Here is a 17193-nt window from a genome sequence, read left to right as displayed (position 1 = left end):
ACAAAATAAAGACGGTCCAAAAAGGGCTTTGCCCTTTTTGGACCGTCCTGTCAAAAATCTTTTTTGACAAGCTGCGTTTTTATTCCTCCGCCCCGGCGGCGGGCAGGGTCAGCGTCACCTTGAACAGGTCCCCGTCGATGGTCAGGCGGAAGCCGCCGCCCTGCAGGGACATGAGGCTGGTGGCGATGGACAGGCCCAGGCCGCTGCCCTCGGTGGAGCGGGAGCTGTCCCCCCGGACGAAGCGCTCCGTCAGCTCGTCGGCGGAGATGTTCAGGGGATAGCGTGAGATGTTCCGGACCACCATCCGGGCGGTGTCCCCCTCCCTCTCGGTGGTGAGATACACCCGGGTGCCGGGCATGGCATATTTGCAGATGTTGCTCATCAGGTTATCCAGCACCCGCCACAGAAGCCGCCCGTCGGCCATGGCCGCGGCTCCCGGCTCACACAGCGACAGCACCGGCTCCAGCACCTGCTTTTCCAGTCTCTGCTGATACTCGCCGCACACCTGGCTCAACAGCACGTTCAGGTCCGTGGGGGCCAGGGACACCGGGATATTCCCGGTGGACGCCTTGGACGCCTCCACCAGGTCCTCCGTCAGCTTCCGCAGCCGCTGGGACTGCCGGTCCAGCACCGCCAGATACTCCCGCGCCGCGTCGGAGGGCATCTCCTCCTTTTTCAGCAGGTCCACATAGCTGACGATAGACGTCAGCGGCGTCTTGATATCGTGGGACACGTTGGTGATCAGCTGGGTTTTCAGCCGCTCGGACTTCATTTTCTCCTCCACAGCCCGCTGAATGCCCGCCTGCACGGAGTTCAGGTTCTCCGCATGGCGCTTCAGCTCCGGCAGCGCCCCCCGGCTCAGGGTCACGGGGTGGGAAAAGTCCCCCTCCGCCAGCTTCTCGCCTCCCTGCTGCAATTGCCGCAGGGCCAGCACCTGCCAGATGGCCGCCCCCAGCAGCACCAGGTGCAGCGTCACATACAGCGCCGCCTGCCCCCCGTCCATGCCATAGGCGAAGATCAGCAGGTCCGCCGCCATAACGGCCAGCAGCACCGCCGCCGTTTTCCACGCCAGAGGCAGGCCCAGAAACAGACGCCGCAGGTGCCGCCAGGTCCACACGGCCCCCCGGCTGAAAAGCCGCAGCAGCCGCAGCGCCAGCAGGTCGCTGAGCACGGTCCCGGCCTTGCACCGGGCCGTAAACGCCAGCACGAACAGATACGCCAGCGCCACAAATACCGCCAGGCCCAGCGTGGCGGATGGATAGTACACGGCGTCCAGATAGATGTACCACACGCAGGTCAACCCCAGCACAAACAGGTCCACCGGGATCTTCTCCACCCAGGTCAGATGGATGCCCTCATGGCCCGGCCAGTGTCCCGCCGCCGACAGGGAGAACACCAGGGCTGCCGCAGCCACCACAGCGCACACCGCCGTCACGGCCCACAGCATATCCAGGCGCCTGTCCGTATGCACGTTATAGACATATATGTATACCAGCTCGACGCCGCCATACACCGCCGCCGTGCCCGGCAGCAGGGTCAGCAGAAAGGCCAGGGCCTTGGCCCACGGCTTTTCCAGCAGCTTTTTCATTGCGCCGCCCCCTCCATTTTATACCCCTTGCCCCACACCACCTTCAGATACCGGGGCTCTGCGGGGTTGATCTCGATCTTCTCCCGGATGTGCCGCACGTGGACGGCCACGGGATTGTCCGCCGCCGGGTCCTCATGCCACACCCGGCGATAGATCTCGTGGGGCGAGAACACCTTCCCCGGATGCTGCATCAGCAGCCGCAGAATGTCGTATTCCAGGGGCGTCAGGTTCACGGTGTCCCCGTCCACGGTGACGGTTTTGGCGTTGTCGTCCAGGCTCACTCCGCCGATGGTCACGGCGGTGGGGGCCGTATGGCCGCCGCCCAGGGTCATATACCGCCGCAGCTGGGACCGGACCCGGGCCAGCAGCTCCACAGGGTTGAAAGGCTTGGTCACATAGTCATCGGCCCCCATGTTCAGCCCCAGCACCTTGTCCGTATCCTCGGACTTGGCCGTCAGCAGGATCACCGGCAGGTTGTGGCTCTGCCGCAGGCGGGTCATGGCGGTGATGCCGTCCATCCCCGGCATCATCACGTCCAGCAGGATCAGGTGCACCTCCTCCCGGTCCAGCAGGCGCAGGGCCTGATAGCCGTCATAGGCCGTCAGCACCCGGTAGCCCTCGGCACTGAGATAGATATTCAGCGCCGATACGATATCCTTTTCGTCGTCACAGACCAGAATGTTGTACATGGTGTTCGCCTCTCCATTCTCTCAGGCCGCTCCGTCAGAAGGGCAGCAGCTCCTCCCGGCCCCGGCCCCGCAGGGACGCGGCGCTGACCCGGTGCTCGATGGGCTTCCACTCCCCCTTGCTGAACAGCGCCGCAAAGGAGATGGGAATATAAGTAAACATAAACAGCGGGAAGGTGAAGGCGTACAGGACCTTCTTCACCGCCTTGGTATGGATCCGCCGCCACTCGGTGACGGTGGTGATGGCCCCCAGGACAAACAGGGTCAGATACATATTCAGCAGCATCTGCCCCACGGACCACAGGGCGATGGTCAGGTCCTCCCCGTGGACGGCCCCCAGAATGGCCGCCGTCACGTTGCAGACGATGGCCGTGGCCGACAGGACGAAGGCCGGCATAATGGCCGCCGCCATGTCGTAGCAGGAGAAGCTCCCCCCGGCCGCGCCCCGCAGCAGCTTGGCGCCGTAGCCCCGGAATACCTGCAAATACCCCTTGGACCACCGCAGCCGCTGGTTCCAGGACTGGCGGAAGGTGGTGGGCTGCTCGTCATACAGCACCGCCTCGGGGCAGAAGGCGATCTTCCGGCCCCGGGTCACCTGGTCCACGGAGAACTGGATATCCTCCGTCAGCAGGTGGAAGGGCCAGGGGCCCGTCTCCTCCAGCACCCGGCGGCTGAACAGGAAGCCGGTGCCGGACACGGCGCAGCTGGTGCCCAGCAGGAACCGGGCGTGGTTGAGATACCGGCTCTCCCGCAGGAACCACAGGGCATAACCGGCGCTGATCCAGTTGTCGCCGTAGTTCTTGCTGTTGCGGAAGCTGGTGACGATGTCGTGACCGTCGGAAAACGTCCGGTTCATGGCCTCCACATAGTTGGGAGCCAGGATATTGTCCGCGTCAAACACGAAGTATCCGTCAAATCCCTGGGGATAGTCCTGCTCCAGGTGCTCCAGCAGCTCCTGCAGAGCGTAGCCCTTGCCCACCTGCACCTGGTTGAACCGCTCATACACGTTGGCCCCGGCCACCCGGGCCACCATGGCCGTGTCGTCGGTGCAGTTGTCCGCCAGGACGAAAATGGACAGCAGGCTCTGCGAATACGTCTGCCCCCGGAGGCTGGCGATCAGGTCGCCGATGACCCGCTGCTCGTTCCGGGCACAGATCAGAACGGCGTACCGGTTGTCCTTGGCCGGGCCGTGGGGCCGGGCCTTCCGCAGCCAGGGCACCGGGATATACAGGAACTGATAGGTATAGCAGACGAAGAAAATAACCGCTATGACAAAATTGATGGTTTTTAACGTTTCCATAGGCGCTTTCCTTTCTCTGTGCGTACAGCGTCAAGTGTATCAAGATAATTGATACACCAAGTGTACTACATCTCCTCCGTTCTGTCAAGTGCGGAACGGAGGACGGCTGGATATGAGATGCGGCTTATCTATCCCGGTTTATGACGTCCAGTATAAAGAAAAACACTTAAAGAAACAAGGGGGGAACCTTTAAGATTCCTTAAAGATGGTATAACAGTTTTGTCACCTGGTCGTCACAGTCCGATTTTTCGGACTGTGACCCTGGTATACTGAGGGCACAGTGAAAGAAATTGAGTCTGTCGAAAAACTCAGAAATCTTCCGTCATCGGAAAGGAAGATCGTTACGAAAGAAACCCATCAGGGGTGTCTTTCGTTTGCAATCACAGGTTTTTCGGAACTTTTAAGTTCTGAAAAGCCGCACACAGATTGTCAAAAAAGTCTTTTTTGACAATCTGTGAAATCCCACCGGGAGGTTACGTTATGAACAAGTTTTACGATTATCTGATGCCCGATATGTCCCTGCCCGCCATCGGGGCGCTGGTGCGGTATATCCGCCGGTTCACGGCGGCCATGGGCGGCGACATCCCCGTGGAGGGCCGGATGGGACGCTACGGCTTCTGCGCCGCCGGAGACAGCCAGCAGGTCCGGGTATACTGGGTGCAGGTGGGCCGCCAGCGGATCCCCGTGGACGCGGTGATCTGAGGCATAGGACGCGCCGGGCGGCGCATAGGCTGGGTCTGAGGTGGGGACGATGATGTGCCGATTTTCACAGCTGCGCCGCAAGGAGGTCATCAACATCTGCGACGGCAGCCGCCTGGGCTGCGTGGGGGACCTGGAGCTATGCATCCCGGAGGGCACCGTCAAGGCCCTGATCGTCTTTGGCCCCTGCCGGTTCTTCGGCCTGTTCGGCCGGGGGGAGGACTACTACATCCCCTGGGACTGCGTCCAGCGATTCGGGGAGGATATCATCCTCATCGACAAGCCCTTCCAGCGCCGGGAGGGGGAAAAGAAAAAGCGGCGCTGGTAAAAAAAGCGGCTGTGCCTTTTGTAGCACAGCCGTCTTTTTCAGTCTGTCAAAAAGCCTCGCTGAGCTTGCCGCCCGCAGGCGGCAAGCCTTTTTTGATGAAGTTCACAGCACCTTGGACAAAAAGCTCTGCAGCCGGGGACTCTGGGGGTTGTCGAACAGGGCCTGGGGCTTGTTTTCCTCCATGATGATCCCCTGGTCCATAAACAGCACCCGGCTGGCCACCTCCCGGGCAAAGCCCATCTCGTGGGTGACCACCACCATGGTCATGCCGCTCTGGGCCAGCTCCTTCATCACGTCCAGCACCTCTCCCACCATCTCCGGGTCCAGGGCGGAAGTAGGCTCGTCAAACAGCAGCACCTCCGGCTCCATGCACAGGGCCCGGACGATGGCAATGCGCTGCTTCTGGCCGCCGGAAAGGCGGGAGGGGTACTCCCCTGCCCGGTCCGCCAGGCCCACCCGCTCCAGCAGAGCCATGGCCCGGGCCTCCGCCGTCTGCTGGGACTCCTTTCTCAGCAGCATAGGGGCCAGGGTCAGGTTCTTCAGCACCGTCATGTGGGGGAACAGGTTGAACTGCTGGAACACCATGCCCATTTTCATCCGCTGGCGGTTCAGGTCGGCGGCGGGGTCCGTCAGGTCCACGCCGTCCAGAAGGATTTTCCCGCTGTCCGGGGTCTCCAGCCGGTTCAGGCACCGCAGAAAGGTGGATTTTCCGCTGCCGGAGGGGCCGATGATGCACACCACGTCCCCCTTCTCGATGTCGGTGGAGATGCCGTCCAGCACGGTGACGCCGCCGAAGCTCTTGTGCAGGTCCTTAACGCTTATCACTTCTGCGCAGCCTCCTTTCCAGCAGTCCCAGCAGCTGGGTCATGCCGATGACCAGCACCAGATACACCACGGCCACCAGCATCAGGGGGTTGAAGGAATCATAGGTGTTGTTGCGGATCAGGTTCCCGGCCCGGGTCAGGTCCTGCACCGCCACATAGCCCGCCACGGCGGTCTCCTTCAGCAGGGCGATCATCTCGTTGCCGATGGCCGGCAGGATGTTCTTCATGGCCTGGGGCAGCACGATATGCCAGGCGCTCTGCAGCCGGGACAGGCCCAGGCTGCGCCCGGCCTCCATCTGGCCCGGGTCCACGGCGGCGATGCCGCTGCGCACCAGCTCCGCCACATAGGCCCCGGAGTTGATGCCGAAGGTGACGATGCCCACCACCAGTCCGTCGGAGGACTTGAGAATCAAAAAGTAGAAGATCAGCAGCTGCACCACCACCGGGACGCCCCGGATCACCGTGGTATACACGCTGCACAGCCAGCAAAGGGGCCGCAGCAGGCGGCTGTCCTGGCCGCAGTACTTGATCATGGCCACCAATGACCCGATGACCACGCCGATGACCAACGCCCCCGCCGTGATGATGAGAGTGTTCTTCAGCCCGTCCACCAGCAGGAGATAGCGCTGCTTCTCCACAAAGGTAGTCTCCAGCTGGGCCAGCCACCGGGCGAAAAACTGGCCAATACTCTGCAAAGCTTCCATCAGCTCAGGGGGGACACATACACGGTGTCATACTCCTGGAAAATCTGCTCCACAGTGCCGTCCTGCAGCAGCTGGCTCAGGGCCTGGTTCACCTGGTCCACCAGGTCGCTGCCCTTGGCAAAGGCCAGGGCGTAAGGCTCGCTGGTCATGGCCTCGTCCAGCACGGTGAGGTTCTGCTCCCCGGCCATCTTCACGGCCACCTCGTTGTCCACCACCCACGCGTCGGCCTTGCCGCTGGTCAGGGCGGCCTGGGCGTCGATGTTGGAGGCGAAGGACAGGATCTCATACCCGTTATCCAGGCAGTAGGTCTCGGCGGTGGTGCCGGTCTGGACGGCGATGGTCTTGCCGGTAAGGTCGGCCTTGCTCTGAATGTCGCTGCCGGGGTTCACCACGATCACCTGGTTGGCCAGGAAATAGGGGTCACTGAAGTCGCAGTTTTTCAGACGGTCGGCGGTGATGCTGATGCCCGCCACACCGGCATCATAGCGCCCGGCCTGGATGCCGGGGATGATGGAGTCGAAATCCACCTGCTCCCACACCAGCTCCATGCCCAGCTTGTCGGCAATGGCCTGCATCAGCTTGGGCTCGATGCCCACGATGTCGCTGCCGTCCAGGGACTCGAAGGGCGGGAAGTCCGGGCTGGTGGCCACCACCAGCTGCTTCTTCTCGCCGGGGTTGGTATCGGTGTCGGTATCGGTATTCTTGCTGCCGCAGGCGGCCATGGTCAGCAGCATGGCGGCGGCAAAAAACAGGCACAGGAATCTGGTAAAATGTTTCATATCAATATCTCCGTTTCTTTCATGTATGTTGTTTGTATAGAGTCAGATTCACATACATGGTCGTCGTCGGAGAATGGTATACATAGTCATATAAACGCCCTTTCAGTGAATAAAAATTGAAAACCAAGTGCGGTTACGGATAAAGATACTATCACACCGACCTGGTCATGTCAAGTGTTATTCGAATAAAAATACAAAAAATAACCCCATACGCATTTTTATGCGTATGGGGCCGTGCGTTATTCCTGGGGATTGGGGATGGTGACGGCGATGCCGTTGACCTCCACCCCGTCGTCGGCGGGGATGAGGATGAACCGCCGCCCGTCGATGATCCGGGCCTCCACCATATAGCTGTATTCCGGCGGCACGGTGATCTTCACCTCCGGGGTGGTGATCTGGAACTTCCCGGCCTCGATGATGTTCCGGGGGTTCAGGGCCGCGTCCTGGCCGTACTGCCTGCGGCACTGGTCCTGAAAGGCCTCCACCTTCTCCTCCGGCACGCCGCTGCCGGTGAGCACGTCTCCCACCTCCCGGACGGACAGGGTCAGCGGCTCCGGGTCCCGGCTCTCCTTGTGCTCCTGGATGCGGCCCCGCAGCTGCTCATGGACCGCCTGCACCACGTCATAGCTGCAGTCCTTCTCTAAGGTCTCCGTCAGGGCGGCGGCGAACAGGTTCTGCTGCTCCTGGGGGGACATGGGGGCCTCCTGAACGCAGAACACCGCGTCGATGACCTCCTGGTGCAGCTGGGCGGTGTCCTTGCTGTAAAACAGGGCGTTATAGATGTTGGCGGCCCGGTCGTCAAAGGCCGGGAACAGGAAGCCCAGGGCCGGAGGCTGGGCGATATGCCCGGTGGAGCTGCCCCGGAACTCCTTGTCCCGGTCGCTGTACTGCAAGGCCAGGGTGGGGTCCTTCACCGGGCATATGGCGCACACGAAATACCGGAACACCGTCTCCGATGCGTCGGGGACCTCCAGGTCGTCCCGGCTGCGATGGGGCACGTCATAGGTATCGGCGGCCAGCAGGATCAGATAGCTGCTCTCGCCCATGTCGATGGCGTCGATGATCCGGCGGTACAGGCTCTCCCGGGCGTTGGCGTCCTGGAGCTCCGTCTGGCGCAGGGTCTGCAGCAGGCGGTGCTCGTCGCTGTCCGCCACCTGGGCGGTGGAAAACACGATGTCGATGAGGTTCCGGCCCAGGGCGCCGGACAGGGTCTTTTTCAGCAGGTTCAGATACATCTCCTGCTCCTCCTGGGACAGCAGGCCCAGCGGCGCGTCCACATAGGAGATGATCTGGCGGCTGCTGCTGACATAGCAGCCGTATACCTTGCTGATGGCGGTGCGGTCCGGCTTGAACCGCCGCCGCAGCTCGTTTAGCTCCTTCTGATTCATCCGTTCTTCCTCCCACAGGCAATTTTCTCTCATCATAGCACGATTTGCCCCGCCGGGCAAGAAAAAATCCGCCCTTGCAAGCCGGGACGGTATCTGCCATAATAGAGAAAAATGAGACAAAGCAGGTTTTGCATATGGATACAAACAGCAACCAGGCCCGCCGGGTGGTCATCGGCATCACCGCCCATGTGGACGCGGGCAAAACCACCCTGGCCGAGGCCATGCTCTACCGCACCGGCCGGCTGCGGAAGCTGGGCCGGGTGGACCACGGCAGCGCCGCCATGGACAGCCATCTGCTGGAGCGGGAGCGGGGCATCACCATCTTTTCCAGCCAGGCGGAGCTGCCCATCGGGGATCTGGAGGTGACTCTGCTGGACACCCCGGGCCATGTGGACTTCTCCGCCGAGATGGAGCGTACCCTGTCGGTGCTGGACTATGCCATTCTGGTGATCAGCGGCGCCGACGGCGTCCAGGCCCACACCCGCACCCTGTGGCGGCTGCTGGAGCTGTACCGGATCCCCACGTTTCTCTTCGTGACGAAAATGGACTTCGGCCGCTGCGGCCGGGGGCAGATGATGGAGCATCTGCGCCATGAACTGGGGGAGGGGTGCGTGGACTTCACCCCCGCGGACCGGGAGCGGCGCATGGAGCAGCTGGCCACCTGCCGGGAGGATGCCCTGGAGGCGTATCTGGACGGCGGAGAGGTCCCCGACGCCCTGGTGCGGCAGCTGGTGGGGCGGCGGCTGGTTTTTCCCTGCTGGTTCGGCTCCGGGCTGAAGCTGGAGGGCATCGACGAATTTCTGGAGGGGCTGGCCCGGTATGTGGAGCCTCCTGCCTATCCCGCTGCCTTCTCCGCCCGGGTGTTCAAGATCAGCCACGACCCCCAGGGCAAGCGCCTGACCCACCTGAAGGTCACCGGCGGGACCCTGCGGGTCCGGGACGCCGTGCCCTATGCCGGGCACCAGGAGAAGGCCGCCCAGCTGCGCCTTTACAGCGGCGGCCGGTTCCGGGCGGTGGACCAGGTCCCCGCCGGAGGCGTGTGCGCCGTCCAGGGACTGACGGCCACCTGCGGCGGCCAGGGCCTGGGGGCGGAGGAATCCGGCGTCCGGCCGGTGCTGGAGCCGGTGATGCGCTATCGGGTGGCCCTGCCGCCGGACTGCGACAGCCGCACCCTGCTGCCCCAGCTGCGCCAGTTGGAGGAGGAGGACCCTCAGCTGCGCTTCACCTCCCACGGAGGGGAGATTCATGTGTCCCTGATGGGCCGCATCCAGGCGGAAATTCTCAAAAGCCTGGTGTCGGAGCGCTTCGGCGTGGAGATCGACCTGGACCGGGGCCGGGTTTTGTATAAGGAGACCATCGACGGCCCCGTGGAGGGCGTGGGCCACTTTGAGCCCCTGCGGCACTATGCGGAGGTGCACCTGCTGCTGGAGCCCCTGCCCCAGGGCAGCGGCGTGGTGACGGCCACCCGATGCAGCGAGGACCAGCTGGACCGGAATTGGCAGCGGCTGATCCTGACCCATCTGCAGGAGAAGGACCACCTGGGAGTCCTCACCGGCTCCGCCATCACCGACGTGAAGATCACCCTGATGTCCGGCCGGGCCCATGTGAAGCACACCGAGGGAGGCGACTTCCGCCAGGCCACCTATCGGGCGGTGCGCCAGGGGCTGATGCAGGCTAAAAGCCGCCTGCTGGAGCCGTATTACGCCTTCCGGCTGGAGGTACCGCCGGAGCAGCTGGGCCGGGCCATCAACGATGTGCGCCTGCGCAGCGGCAGCTTCGACACCCCGGAGGAGGCCGGGGACCTGACCTTGCTGCGGGGCCGGGTGCCGGTGACGGAGTTTGACGACTATGCCCAGGAGGTGGCGTCCTATACCGGCGGCCGGGGCCGCCTGTCCCTGGAACCGGCGGGCTACGGCCCCTGCCATGATCCGGAGGCCGTGATCGCGGCGGCGGACTATGACCCGGAGGCCGACCCGGACAACACGCCGGACTCCGTGTTCTGCGCCCACGGCGGCGGCTTCACCGTGAAGTGGGACAAGGTGCCGGAGTATATGCACCTGCCCGGCTGCCTGGAAAAGCCCCGGGAGGACACGCCGGTGCGCCGCCGGTGCATCCGCCTGGACGATGCGGAGCTGGAGGCCATCATGACCCGGGAGTTCGGCCCCGTGCGCCGTCCCCTGTACCGTGCGCCGGAGAAGCGGGAAGCCCCTGCCGATACCGGCCTGCGGGAGATCGGCCAGCGCTGCTATGTGGTGGACGGCTACAACGTGATCTTCGACTGGGAGGAGCTCCACGCCCTGGCGGACCGGGACCTGTCCGCCGCCCGGGAGCGGCTGATGGACACCCTGTGCGGCTGGGCCGCCTTCACCCACACCCGGGTGGTGCTGGTGTTCGACGGGTACAAGGTCCCCGGCAATACCGGGGAGAAGTTCGACTACCGGGGCATCCATGTGGTATACACCCGGGAGCGGGAAACCGGCGATATGTACATTGAGCGGTTTTTGCAGCAGGTGGGAAAAAACGACCACGTCCGGGTGGTGACCTCCGACGGGCTGATCCAGCTGTCGGCGGTGCGCACCGGGGCCATGCGCATGTCCTCGGCGGAGTTTGGCCACCAGGTGTCCGAGGCCGCCGGCCAGATCGCGGAAATTCTGAAAACCATGCACCAGTCCGGCGGCAGCACCATCGGCCAGCGGATAAATAAGAGCTGAAAAAGCCTGTGTATTCGGTGTGAATACACAGGCTTTTTCAACGGATTTTCGTGTAATTGCTCAATCATTTCTTCTTGGGTTATTCGTCAGCCCCAGCAGATAATCCACGGATACATCATAGAACTCTGACAGGCGGATCAGTATATCCGTGGGGATATCCCGCTCTCCCCGCTCATAGTTACTGTAGACCCGCTGGGAGCAGCGCAGGCGCTCTGCCACCTGCCGCTGCAGCAGGTCCCGATCTTCCCGCAGATCACGCAGACGCTGATATGCCATGCTCACTCACCTCGGATATAGAGTAACACAGCGCATTTTGTTCTATTGATAAGTAGCGCAAAATGCGCTACACTGGGATTGGATACATGTATTGACAATACAGGGAGGTTATGGAAAATGTACGAAAGAGTGGGAGAAGAGATCAAACGTCGTGTCCGCTTCCTAGTCATCCGTCGGACTTTGCTGATGGCCGTTCTGGTCATAGCGGCGGTTGCAGCTGTAGGATCCAACAATGAGGATCTGGTGGCGCCTGCGATCATTGCGGGCATCATCGTCATCATCTGGGTCTATTCCAGCGCCAGGCTGCAATATCTTCTTCTGTACGGCTACGGTGAACTCATCGACAAGGTATCGGACCTGGAGGCCCGCAGCCAGGGCGGCAAAAAGGGAGGACGGAAGCCCCAGCGGCCCGCAGAGTCCCATACGGAGCCGAATGCGGAGCCGGAGCCGGAACCGGATTGCAGCGACGAGGGCCAGCCTAAAACCAAACGGCGGCCGGACGGCAGCTGGAAATGCATGTTCTGCGACCACATGAACCCTTCCGGCAAGGACTACTGCCAGAAGTGCGGGGCGGAAGCATTTTTCGATCAGCCGTGACGGAGTTTTTCTCTGCTCCCGGGGCCGGACAGACGGGATTCCGCCTGTTCGGCCCCGTTCGGCGTAAAACCCCCGGAAAATCCCGCCATTTTCCGGGAAAAAACTCTTGCGCTGGGAGTGTTTTTGTGGTAAACTACTGCATAGTAAGGAAGTGTTGACGGAGAGTGGACAGTTTGTCCGCTCTTTTTCTTGGGCAAATTTGCCCCCTTAAAAATTCCGGAAAAGACAGGAGGTCCGGCATGAAAAAGGTAACGGAGCTGGTGGCGGAGCTGGCCGCGCCCGCCGTGGCGGAGCAGGGCTGCACCCTGTGGGACGTGGAATACGTCCGGGAGGCCGGTCAGTGGTATCTGCGGCTGTATCTGGACAAGGACGGCGGCGTGGACATTCTGGACTGCGAGGCCGTCAGCCGCAAGGTCAGCGACCTGCTGGACCAGGCGGACCCCATCGAGGGCAGCTATACCTTTGAGGTGTCCTCCGCCGGGGCCGAGCGCCCCTTGAAGCGCCCCTCGGACTTTGAAAGGTTCCTGGGCTCCCCGGTGCTGGTGAAAACCTACAAGCCCAAGGACGGGCGCAAGGAGTTTGCCGGTGTGCTGGCGGGGTACGACAACGGGGCCGTGCTGCTGGATATGGGCGGGGCGGAGCCTCTGCGGTTCGAGAAGCCGGAGCTGGCCCTGGTCCGTCTGCGTGTGGAATTCTGACGATACAGTATAGAATAGGAGAAATACCATGAAATGCGAAGAAATCTTTGCCGCGCTGGAATTGCTGGAAAAGGAACGCGGTATTCCCCAGGACTTCATGATGGGCAAGATCATCCAGGCCCTGACCGCCGCCTATAAGAAGGACCACGAGGGCGTGGAGAACGTCATCGTGGACGTCAACGAGGAGAAGAAGGACCTGCGGATGTACGTGCAGAAGGAGATCGTGGAGGAGGTGGAGAACCCCGGCTCCCAGATCTCTCTGGAGGACGCCCGGGCCATGTCCGCCAAGTATCAGCTGGGCGGCGTGGTGAACATCCCCGTGAAGAACGTGGAGTTCGGCCGCATCGCCGCCGGAAACGGCAAGCAGGTCATCATCCAGGGCCTGCGGGAGGCGGAGCACGGCATGATCTATGACGAGTGGGGCTCCAAGGAGCACGAGATCCTCACCGGCACCGTCCACCGCATCGACCCCCGGGGCACCGTGCATCTGCGCATCGGCTCCGGCAGCGAGGCCACCGAGGGCCTTATGGGCTCCAACGAGCAGGTCCCCGGCGAGGAGCTTACCGAGGGGCAGCTGGTAAAGGTCTATCTGGTGGAGGTCCGCCGCACCACCCGGGGTCCCCAGGTGATGGTGTCCCGGACCCATCCAGGCCTGGTGAAGCGCCTGTTTGAGCTGGAGGTGCCCGAGATCTACGACGGTACCGTGGAGATCCGCTCCATCGCCCGTGAGGCCGGCAGCCGCACCAAGATGGCCGTGTGGTCCTCCGACGAGAACGTGGACCCCATCGGCGCCTGCGTGGGCCCCAAGGGCCAGCGGGTGGCCGCCGTGGTCAACGAGCTGCGGGGCGAGAAGATCGACATCATCAAGTATTCCGACGACCCCGCCGAATACATCGCCGCCGCCCTGGCTCCCGCCGACGTGGTGGAGGTGCGCCTGTCCGACGAGGGCAAGCTCTGCCGGGTCATCGTCCCCGACGACCAGCTGAGCCTGGCCATCGGCAAGGAGGGGCAGAACGCCCGCCTGGCCGCCCGTCTCACCGGGTACAAGATCGACATCAAGCCCGCTTCCTATACCGGGGAGTAAGCGATACAGGAAAGGAGGACCATCATGCAGAAGCCGCGGAAGATTCCACAGCGCATGTGCGTGGGCTGCCGGGAAAAGCGGGACAAAAAGGACCTGCTGCGGGTGGTCCGCACGCCGGAGGGCCAGCTGGTGCTGGACGCCACCGGCAAGAAGTCCGGCCGGGGCGCCTATGTGTGCCGGGACCCGCAGTGCCTGAAGAAGGCCCGGAAATCCCGGGCGCTGGACCGGATGCTGGAGGTCAGCATCCCCGACGAGGTTTATGAGGCGCTGGAGCGCCAGATGGAAACGGAAGCATGACAGAACACATTTTATCCATGATCGGCCTGGCCAAAAAGGCCGGTCAGGTGGCCATCGGCGAGGAGCCGGTGGGCTCCGCCGCCCGGGCCAAGGACGCCCGGGTCATCCTGGTGGCCCAGAACGCCGCCGGGTCTGTGCGCCGGGCCATGTCCTTCGGCCAGACCGGGGCATGCCTGTGCCTGACGGTGCCCTTTGACAAGGACCAGCTGGGCCGTGCCCTGGGCCGCACCAGCTGCGCCATGGCGGCCATAACGGACATCGGCTTTGCCGAGGCCATCGTCAAAAAGCTGGCGGCGCTGGACCCGGAGCGATACGCCCCGGCGGCCCAGCGGCTGGAGGTAAAGGCCCTTCGCGCGGCCCAGCGCCGGGCGGAGCAGGCCCAGCATGAAAAGAATCTGCGCCGGGGCAAGAAAAAAGCCGCCCCGGTTCAAGCGGCCCCTGCGCCCCAAGCGCCGCAGAAGCCGGAAAGGTCCGCCCGCCGTCCCCGGCGGCCCGGGCCGCGTCCCCAGGGGAACAGGCCCCGCTTTGCGGGCTCCCGCCCGGTCCACAAGGGCAAGGGCTCCCCGAAAACCAGTAAGTAAGGAATCGAATCACAAAGATGGAGGTGGCTCTATTTGGGTAGCGTAGGTAACAAATACAGAGTGCATGAGGTGGCGAAGGACTTCGGCGTCCCCACCAAGCAGATCACGGAGATTTTGACCAAGTATGCCGAGACGCCCAAAAACCATATGCAGGTTTTGGGGGATCGGGAGCTGTCTTTGATCTTTGAGAGCCTGACCCAGCACAACCAGGTCTCCGGCATCCAGGCGATCTACGCCGACGCCGCCAAGCCTGCCGAGAAGAAGGCGGAGCCTGCCAGGCAGCAGCCTGCCGCCAGGAAGGCCGAGGCCGAGAAGAAGCCCGGCCAGCAGGCACAGCAGCCCCAGCCGGAGAAGAAGCCCGTCAGCCGCGTGCCCCAGACCAAGGTGGTGGACACCCGCAAGGCCACGGCCGTGAACATGGACAAGTACGACGAGAAGCTCCAGGATATGGCCGACGCCCGCACCGGCAACAGCCGCCGGGACCAGCGCCAGACCCAGGGCAAGGAGAAGATCCGCAGCAAGTCGGGCCGCCGCAGCGGCCCCCAGAGCAACAAGAGCAAGCAGGAGGAGGCCGACCGGCTGCGCCGCCTGCGGCTGGAGGTCATCAAAAAGACCCCCGTCACCGTGCAGATCCCCGATGAGATCAGCGTGGGCGAGCTGGCCAGCCGCATGAAGAAAACCGGCGCAGAGGTGGTCAAGTGCCTGATGAAGAACGGCGTCATGGCCTCCCTGAGCCAGATCATCGACTTCGACACCGCCGCCATCATCGCCGAGGAGATGGGCTGCAAGGTGGAGAAGGAAGTGGTGGTCACCATCGAGGAAAAGCTCATCGACGACCACAAGGACGAGGACAAGGACCTGGTGCCCCGTGCCCCCGTGGTGGTGGTCATGGGTCACGTGGACCACGGCAAGACCAGCCTGCTGGACTATATCCGCAACGCCCATGTGGCCAGCGGCGAGGCCGGCGGCATCACCCAGCACATCGGCGCCTATCAGGTGCAGATCAACGGCAAGCCCATCACCTTCCTGGACACCCCCGGCCACGAGGCCTTCACCTCCATGCGCGCCCGGGGCGCCATGGTCACGGATATCGCCATCCTGGTGGTGGCCGCCGAGGACGGCATCATGCCTCAGACCGTGGAGTCCATCAACCACGCCAAGGCCGCCGGTATCCCCATCATCGTGGCCATCAACAAGATGGATAAGCCCGAGGCCAACCCCGAGCGCATCAAGCAGCAGCTCACCGAATACGGCCTGGTGTGCGAGGAGTGGGGCGGCGACACCATTGTCTGCCCCATCTCCGCCAAGACCGGCATGGGCGTGGACAACCTGCTGGAGATGCTGACCCTTACCGCCGAGGTGGGCGAGCTGAAGGCCAACCCCAACCGCGCCGCCCAAGGCACCGTTATCGAGGCCCGGCTGGATAAGGGCCGGGGCCCCGTGGCTACCCTGCTGGTGCAGAACGGCACCCTGAAGCAGGGCGACATCATCATCGCCGGTACTGCCGTGGGCCGCGTCCGGGCCATGGTGGGCGACAAGGGCCAGAAGCTGACCTCCGCCGGTCCCTCCGTGCCTGTGGAGATCACCGGCCTGTCCGAGACTCCCTCCGCCGGCGCCACCTTCAACGCCGTGGCCGACGAAAAGCTGGCCCGGGAGCTGGTGGAGCAGCGCAAGGAGGAGGCCCGCGCCAAGGCCAACGCCCCTGTCACCAAGGTCTCTCTGGAGGATCTGTTCAGCCAGATTCAGGCCGGTGAGATGAAGAATCTGAACATCATCGTCAAGGCCGACGTTCAGGGCTCTGTGGAGGCCGTGAAGGCGTCTCTGGAGAAGCTCAGCAACGACGAGGTCCGGGTCCGGGTCATCCACGGCGGCGTGGGCGCCATCAACGAGTCCGACGTGATGCTGGCCTCCACGTCTCAGGCCATCATCGTGGGCTTCAACGTCCGCCCCGACAACGCCGCCCGGGATTCCGCCGCCCGCGCCCATGTGGACATGCGGATGTACCGCGTGATCTATGACGCCATCAACGAAATTGAGTCCGCCATGAAGGGCATGCTGGCCCCCAAGTTCCGGGAGGCTCTGCTGGGCCATGCGGAGGTCCGCCAGACCTACAAGGTCTCCGGCGTGGGCACCGTGGCCGGCTGCTACGTGCAGGACGGCAAGCTCCAGCGGAAGGACTGCCAGGTCCGCCTGGTCCGGGACGGCATCGTCATCCACGAGGGCGTTCTGGCCTCTCTGCAGCGGTTCAAGGACTCCGTCAAGGAGGTGGCCGCAGGCTACGAGTGCGGCCTGTCCATCGAGAAGTTCAACGACATCAAGGAAGGCGACATCATCGAAGCCTTCACTATGGAAGAAATCCCCCAGTAACGGCATATGCCGCCCCGGAACGCAAACCGGTCCGGTCGCCTTCCTGCGCAGCGCCGCTGCGCCCGCACGCAAGTGCGTCCAAGTGTTTTGCGAAGCAAAACCTTGCTTTGGCGGAATTCACTTCCGCCAAAGAGGGTCATATCCGGGGTCCCCATGAAACCCCGTTTCATGGGGCAGGCGACATTATCGAAGCCTTCACCATGGAGGAGATCCCCCAGTAACGGCATATGCCGCCCCGGAACGCAAACCGGTCCGGTCGCCTTCCTGCGCAGCGCCGCTGCGCCCG

General features: G+C 63.2%; 17 protein-coding genes. 9 read left to right on the top strand and 8 right to left on the bottom strand.

All coding sequences use genetic code 11. The features are described 5' to 3' along the window. Positions 1-79 precede the first annotated feature (79 nt). From LKD37_RS10990 to LKD37_RS10980, 3 genes are read right to left on the bottom strand one after another with little or no spacing between them, the layout of a single operon-like run. Positions 80-1588, bottom strand: coding sequence for a sensor histidine kinase (locus LKD37_RS10990; protein WP_302929258.1), 1509 nt, complete (start codon positions 1586-1588; stop codon positions 80-82). Beyond that, positions 1585-2277 (bottom strand): response regulator transcription factor, encoded by a 693-nt coding sequence (locus tag LKD37_RS10985; protein ID WP_302929257.1) that lies wholly within the window; start codon positions 2275-2277, stop codon positions 1585-1587. Before LKD37_RS10985 ends, LKD37_RS10990 begins: the two co-directional genes overlap by 4 nt. 34 nt (positions 2278-2311) lie before the next feature. Then, positions 2312-3574, bottom strand: coding sequence for a glycosyltransferase family 2 protein (locus LKD37_RS10980; protein ID WP_302929256.1), 1263 nt, complete (start codon positions 3572-3574; stop codon positions 2312-2314). Between the two features lie 480 nt (positions 3575-4054). On the opposite strand from LKD37_RS10980, the gene LKD37_RS10975 reads away from it, so the two are divergent. Together LKD37_RS10975 and LKD37_RS10970 are read left to right on the top strand one after the other, a co-directional pair. After that, positions 4055-4276, top strand: a complete 222-nt coding sequence (locus LKD37_RS10975) for a hypothetical protein (protein ID WP_302929255.1) — start codon at positions 4055-4057, stop codon at positions 4274-4276. A gap of 49 nt (positions 4277-4325) precedes the next feature. Further along, entirely contained in the window at positions 4326-4601 is a 276-nt protein-coding gene (locus LKD37_RS10970; protein WP_302929254.1) for a YlmC/YmxH family sporulation protein, read from the top strand. A 102-nt stretch (positions 4602-4703) separates the two neighbouring features. On the opposite strand, the gene LKD37_RS10965 is transcribed toward LKD37_RS10970, so the two are convergent. From LKD37_RS10965 to LKD37_RS10950, 4 genes are all read right to left on the bottom strand, one after another. Beyond that, positions 4704-5426, bottom strand: a complete 723-nt coding sequence (locus LKD37_RS10965; RefSeq protein WP_302929253.1) for an amino acid ABC transporter ATP-binding protein — start codon at positions 5424-5426, stop codon at positions 4704-4706. Further along, complete coding sequence (locus LKD37_RS10960; RefSeq protein WP_302929252.1) at positions 5413-6129, bottom strand: amino acid ABC transporter permease; 717 nt, start codon at positions 6127-6129, stop codon at positions 5413-5415. Before LKD37_RS10960 ends, LKD37_RS10965 begins: the two co-directional genes overlap by 14 nt. Continuing rightward, positions 6129-6908: a transporter substrate-binding domain-containing protein gene (locus LKD37_RS10955; RefSeq protein WP_302929251.1), complete on the bottom strand. Its 780-nt coding sequence runs from the start codon at positions 6906-6908 to the stop codon at positions 6129-6131. The genes LKD37_RS10960 and LKD37_RS10955 overlap by 1 nt, the downstream gene beginning before the upstream one ends. 239 nt (positions 6909-7147) lie before the next feature. Beyond that, on the bottom strand, positions 7148-8332 hold the full coding sequence (locus LKD37_RS10950) for a DUF4317 domain-containing protein (RefSeq protein ID WP_302929250.1): 1185 nt from the start codon (positions 8330-8332) through the stop codon (positions 7148-7150). Between the two features lie 98 nt (positions 8333-8430). Between LKD37_RS10950 and LKD37_RS10945 the strand changes: the two genes are divergently transcribed. Further along, complete coding sequence (locus LKD37_RS10945) at positions 8431-11007, top strand: translation factor GTPase family protein (RefSeq protein WP_302929249.1); 2577 nt, start codon at positions 8431-8433, stop codon at positions 11005-11007. 60 nt (positions 11008-11067) lie between these two features. Here the strand turns inward: LKD37_RS10945 and LKD37_RS10940 are convergent, their stop codons facing one another. Beyond that, positions 11068-11283: a helix-turn-helix domain-containing protein gene (locus tag LKD37_RS10940; RefSeq protein ID WP_302929248.1), complete on the bottom strand. Its 216-nt coding sequence runs from the start codon at positions 11281-11283 to the stop codon at positions 11068-11070. A 117-nt stretch (positions 11284-11400) separates the two neighbouring features. Here LKD37_RS10940 and LKD37_RS10935 point away from each other — a divergent pair, with 117 nt between their 5' ends. From LKD37_RS10935 to infB, 6 genes are all read left to right on the top strand, one after another. After that, a complete protein-coding gene (locus LKD37_RS10935; RefSeq protein ID WP_302929247.1) occupies positions 11401-11880 on the top strand; it encodes a hypothetical protein in 480 nt (159 codons plus the stop codon). A 239-nt stretch (positions 11881-12119) separates the two neighbouring features. Continuing rightward, a complete protein-coding gene (gene rimP / locus LKD37_RS10930; protein ID WP_302929246.1) occupies positions 12120-12578 on the top strand; it encodes a ribosome maturation factor RimP in 459 nt (152 codons plus the stop codon). 28 nt (positions 12579-12606) lie between these two features. After that, a complete protein-coding gene (gene nusA / locus LKD37_RS10925; RefSeq protein ID WP_302929245.1) occupies positions 12607-13662 on the top strand; it encodes a transcription termination factor NusA in 1056 nt (351 codons plus the stop codon). A gap of 24 nt (positions 13663-13686) precedes the next feature. Continuing rightward, on the top strand, positions 13687-13959 hold the full coding sequence (rnpM, locus tag LKD37_RS10920) for an RNase P modulator RnpM (protein WP_302929244.1): 273 nt from the start codon (positions 13687-13689) through the stop codon (positions 13957-13959). Continuing rightward, on the top strand, positions 13956-14540 hold the full coding sequence (locus tag LKD37_RS10915) for a L7Ae/L30e/S12e/Gadd45 family ribosomal protein (RefSeq protein ID WP_302929243.1): 585 nt from the start codon (positions 13956-13958) through the stop codon (positions 14538-14540). Before rnpM ends, LKD37_RS10915 begins: the two co-directional genes overlap by 4 nt. 33 nt (positions 14541-14573) lie before the next feature. Next, complete coding sequence (gene infB, locus LKD37_RS10910) at positions 14574-16907, top strand: translation initiation factor IF-2 (RefSeq protein WP_302929242.1); 2334 nt, start codon at positions 14574-14576, stop codon at positions 16905-16907. The last annotated feature ends 286 nt before the right edge of the window (positions 16908-17193 follow it).

This window comes from Brotocaccenecus cirricatena (assembly GCF_020687045.1).
Taxonomy (GTDB): Bacteria; Bacillota; Clostridia; order Oscillospirales; family Oscillospiraceae; genus Vescimonas; species Vescimonas cirricatena.
The sequence above is the reverse complement of the archived record's forward strand: the minus strand, read 5'-3'. Positions and strand labels throughout refer to the sequence as shown.

Bases quoted from the DNA above. Each gene is read 5' to 3' on its own strand.
- LKD37_RS10975 (WP_302929255.1), top strand. From the start codon at position 4,055: ATGAACAAGTTTTACGATTATCTGATGCCCGATATGTCCCTGCCCGCC.
- LKD37_RS10915 (WP_302929243.1), top strand. From the start codon at position 13,956: ATGACAGAACACATTTTATCCATGATCGGCCTGGCCAAAAAGGCCGGT.
- LKD37_RS10990 (WP_302929258.1), bottom strand. From the start codon at position 1,588: ATGAAAAAGCTGCTGGAAAAGCCGTGGGCCAAGGCCCTGGCCTTTCTG.
- LKD37_RS10940 (WP_302929248.1), bottom strand. From the start codon at position 11,283: ATGGCATATCAGCGTCTGCGTGATCTGCGGGAAGATCGGGACCTGCTG.
- LKD37_RS10970 (WP_302929254.1), top strand. From the start codon at position 4,326: ATGATGTGCCGATTTTCACAGCTGCGCCGCAAGGAGGTCATCAACATC.
- LKD37_RS10985 (WP_302929257.1), bottom strand. From the start codon at position 2,277: ATGTACAACATTCTGGTCTGTGACGACGAAAAGGATATCGTATCGGCG.
- LKD37_RS10950 (WP_302929250.1), bottom strand. From the start codon at position 8,332: ATGATGAGAGAAAATTGCCTGTGGGAGGAAGAACGGATGAATCAGAAG.
- LKD37_RS10935 (WP_302929247.1), top strand. From the start codon at position 11,401: ATGTACGAAAGAGTGGGAGAAGAGATCAAACGTCGTGTCCGCTTCCTA.
- LKD37_RS10955 (WP_302929251.1), bottom strand. From the start codon at position 6,908: ATGAAACATTTTACCAGATTCCTGTGCCTGTTTTTTGCCGCCGCCATG.
- LKD37_RS10960 (WP_302929252.1), bottom strand. From the start codon at position 6,129: ATGGAAGCTTTGCAGAGTATTGGCCAGTTTTTCGCCCGGTGGCTGGCC.
- rnpM (WP_302929244.1), top strand. From the start codon at position 13,687: ATGCAGAAGCCGCGGAAGATTCCACAGCGCATGTGCGTGGGCTGCCGG.
- nusA (WP_302929245.1), top strand. From the start codon at position 12,607: ATGAAATGCGAAGAAATCTTTGCCGCGCTGGAATTGCTGGAAAAGGAA.
- rimP (WP_302929246.1), top strand. From the start codon at position 12,120: ATGAAAAAGGTAACGGAGCTGGTGGCGGAGCTGGCCGCGCCCGCCGTG.
- LKD37_RS10980 (WP_302929256.1), bottom strand. From the start codon at position 3,574: ATGGAAACGTTAAAAACCATCAATTTTGTCATAGCGGTTATTTTCTTC.
- LKD37_RS10945 (WP_302929249.1), top strand. From the start codon at position 8,431: ATGGATACAAACAGCAACCAGGCCCGCCGGGTGGTCATCGGCATCACC.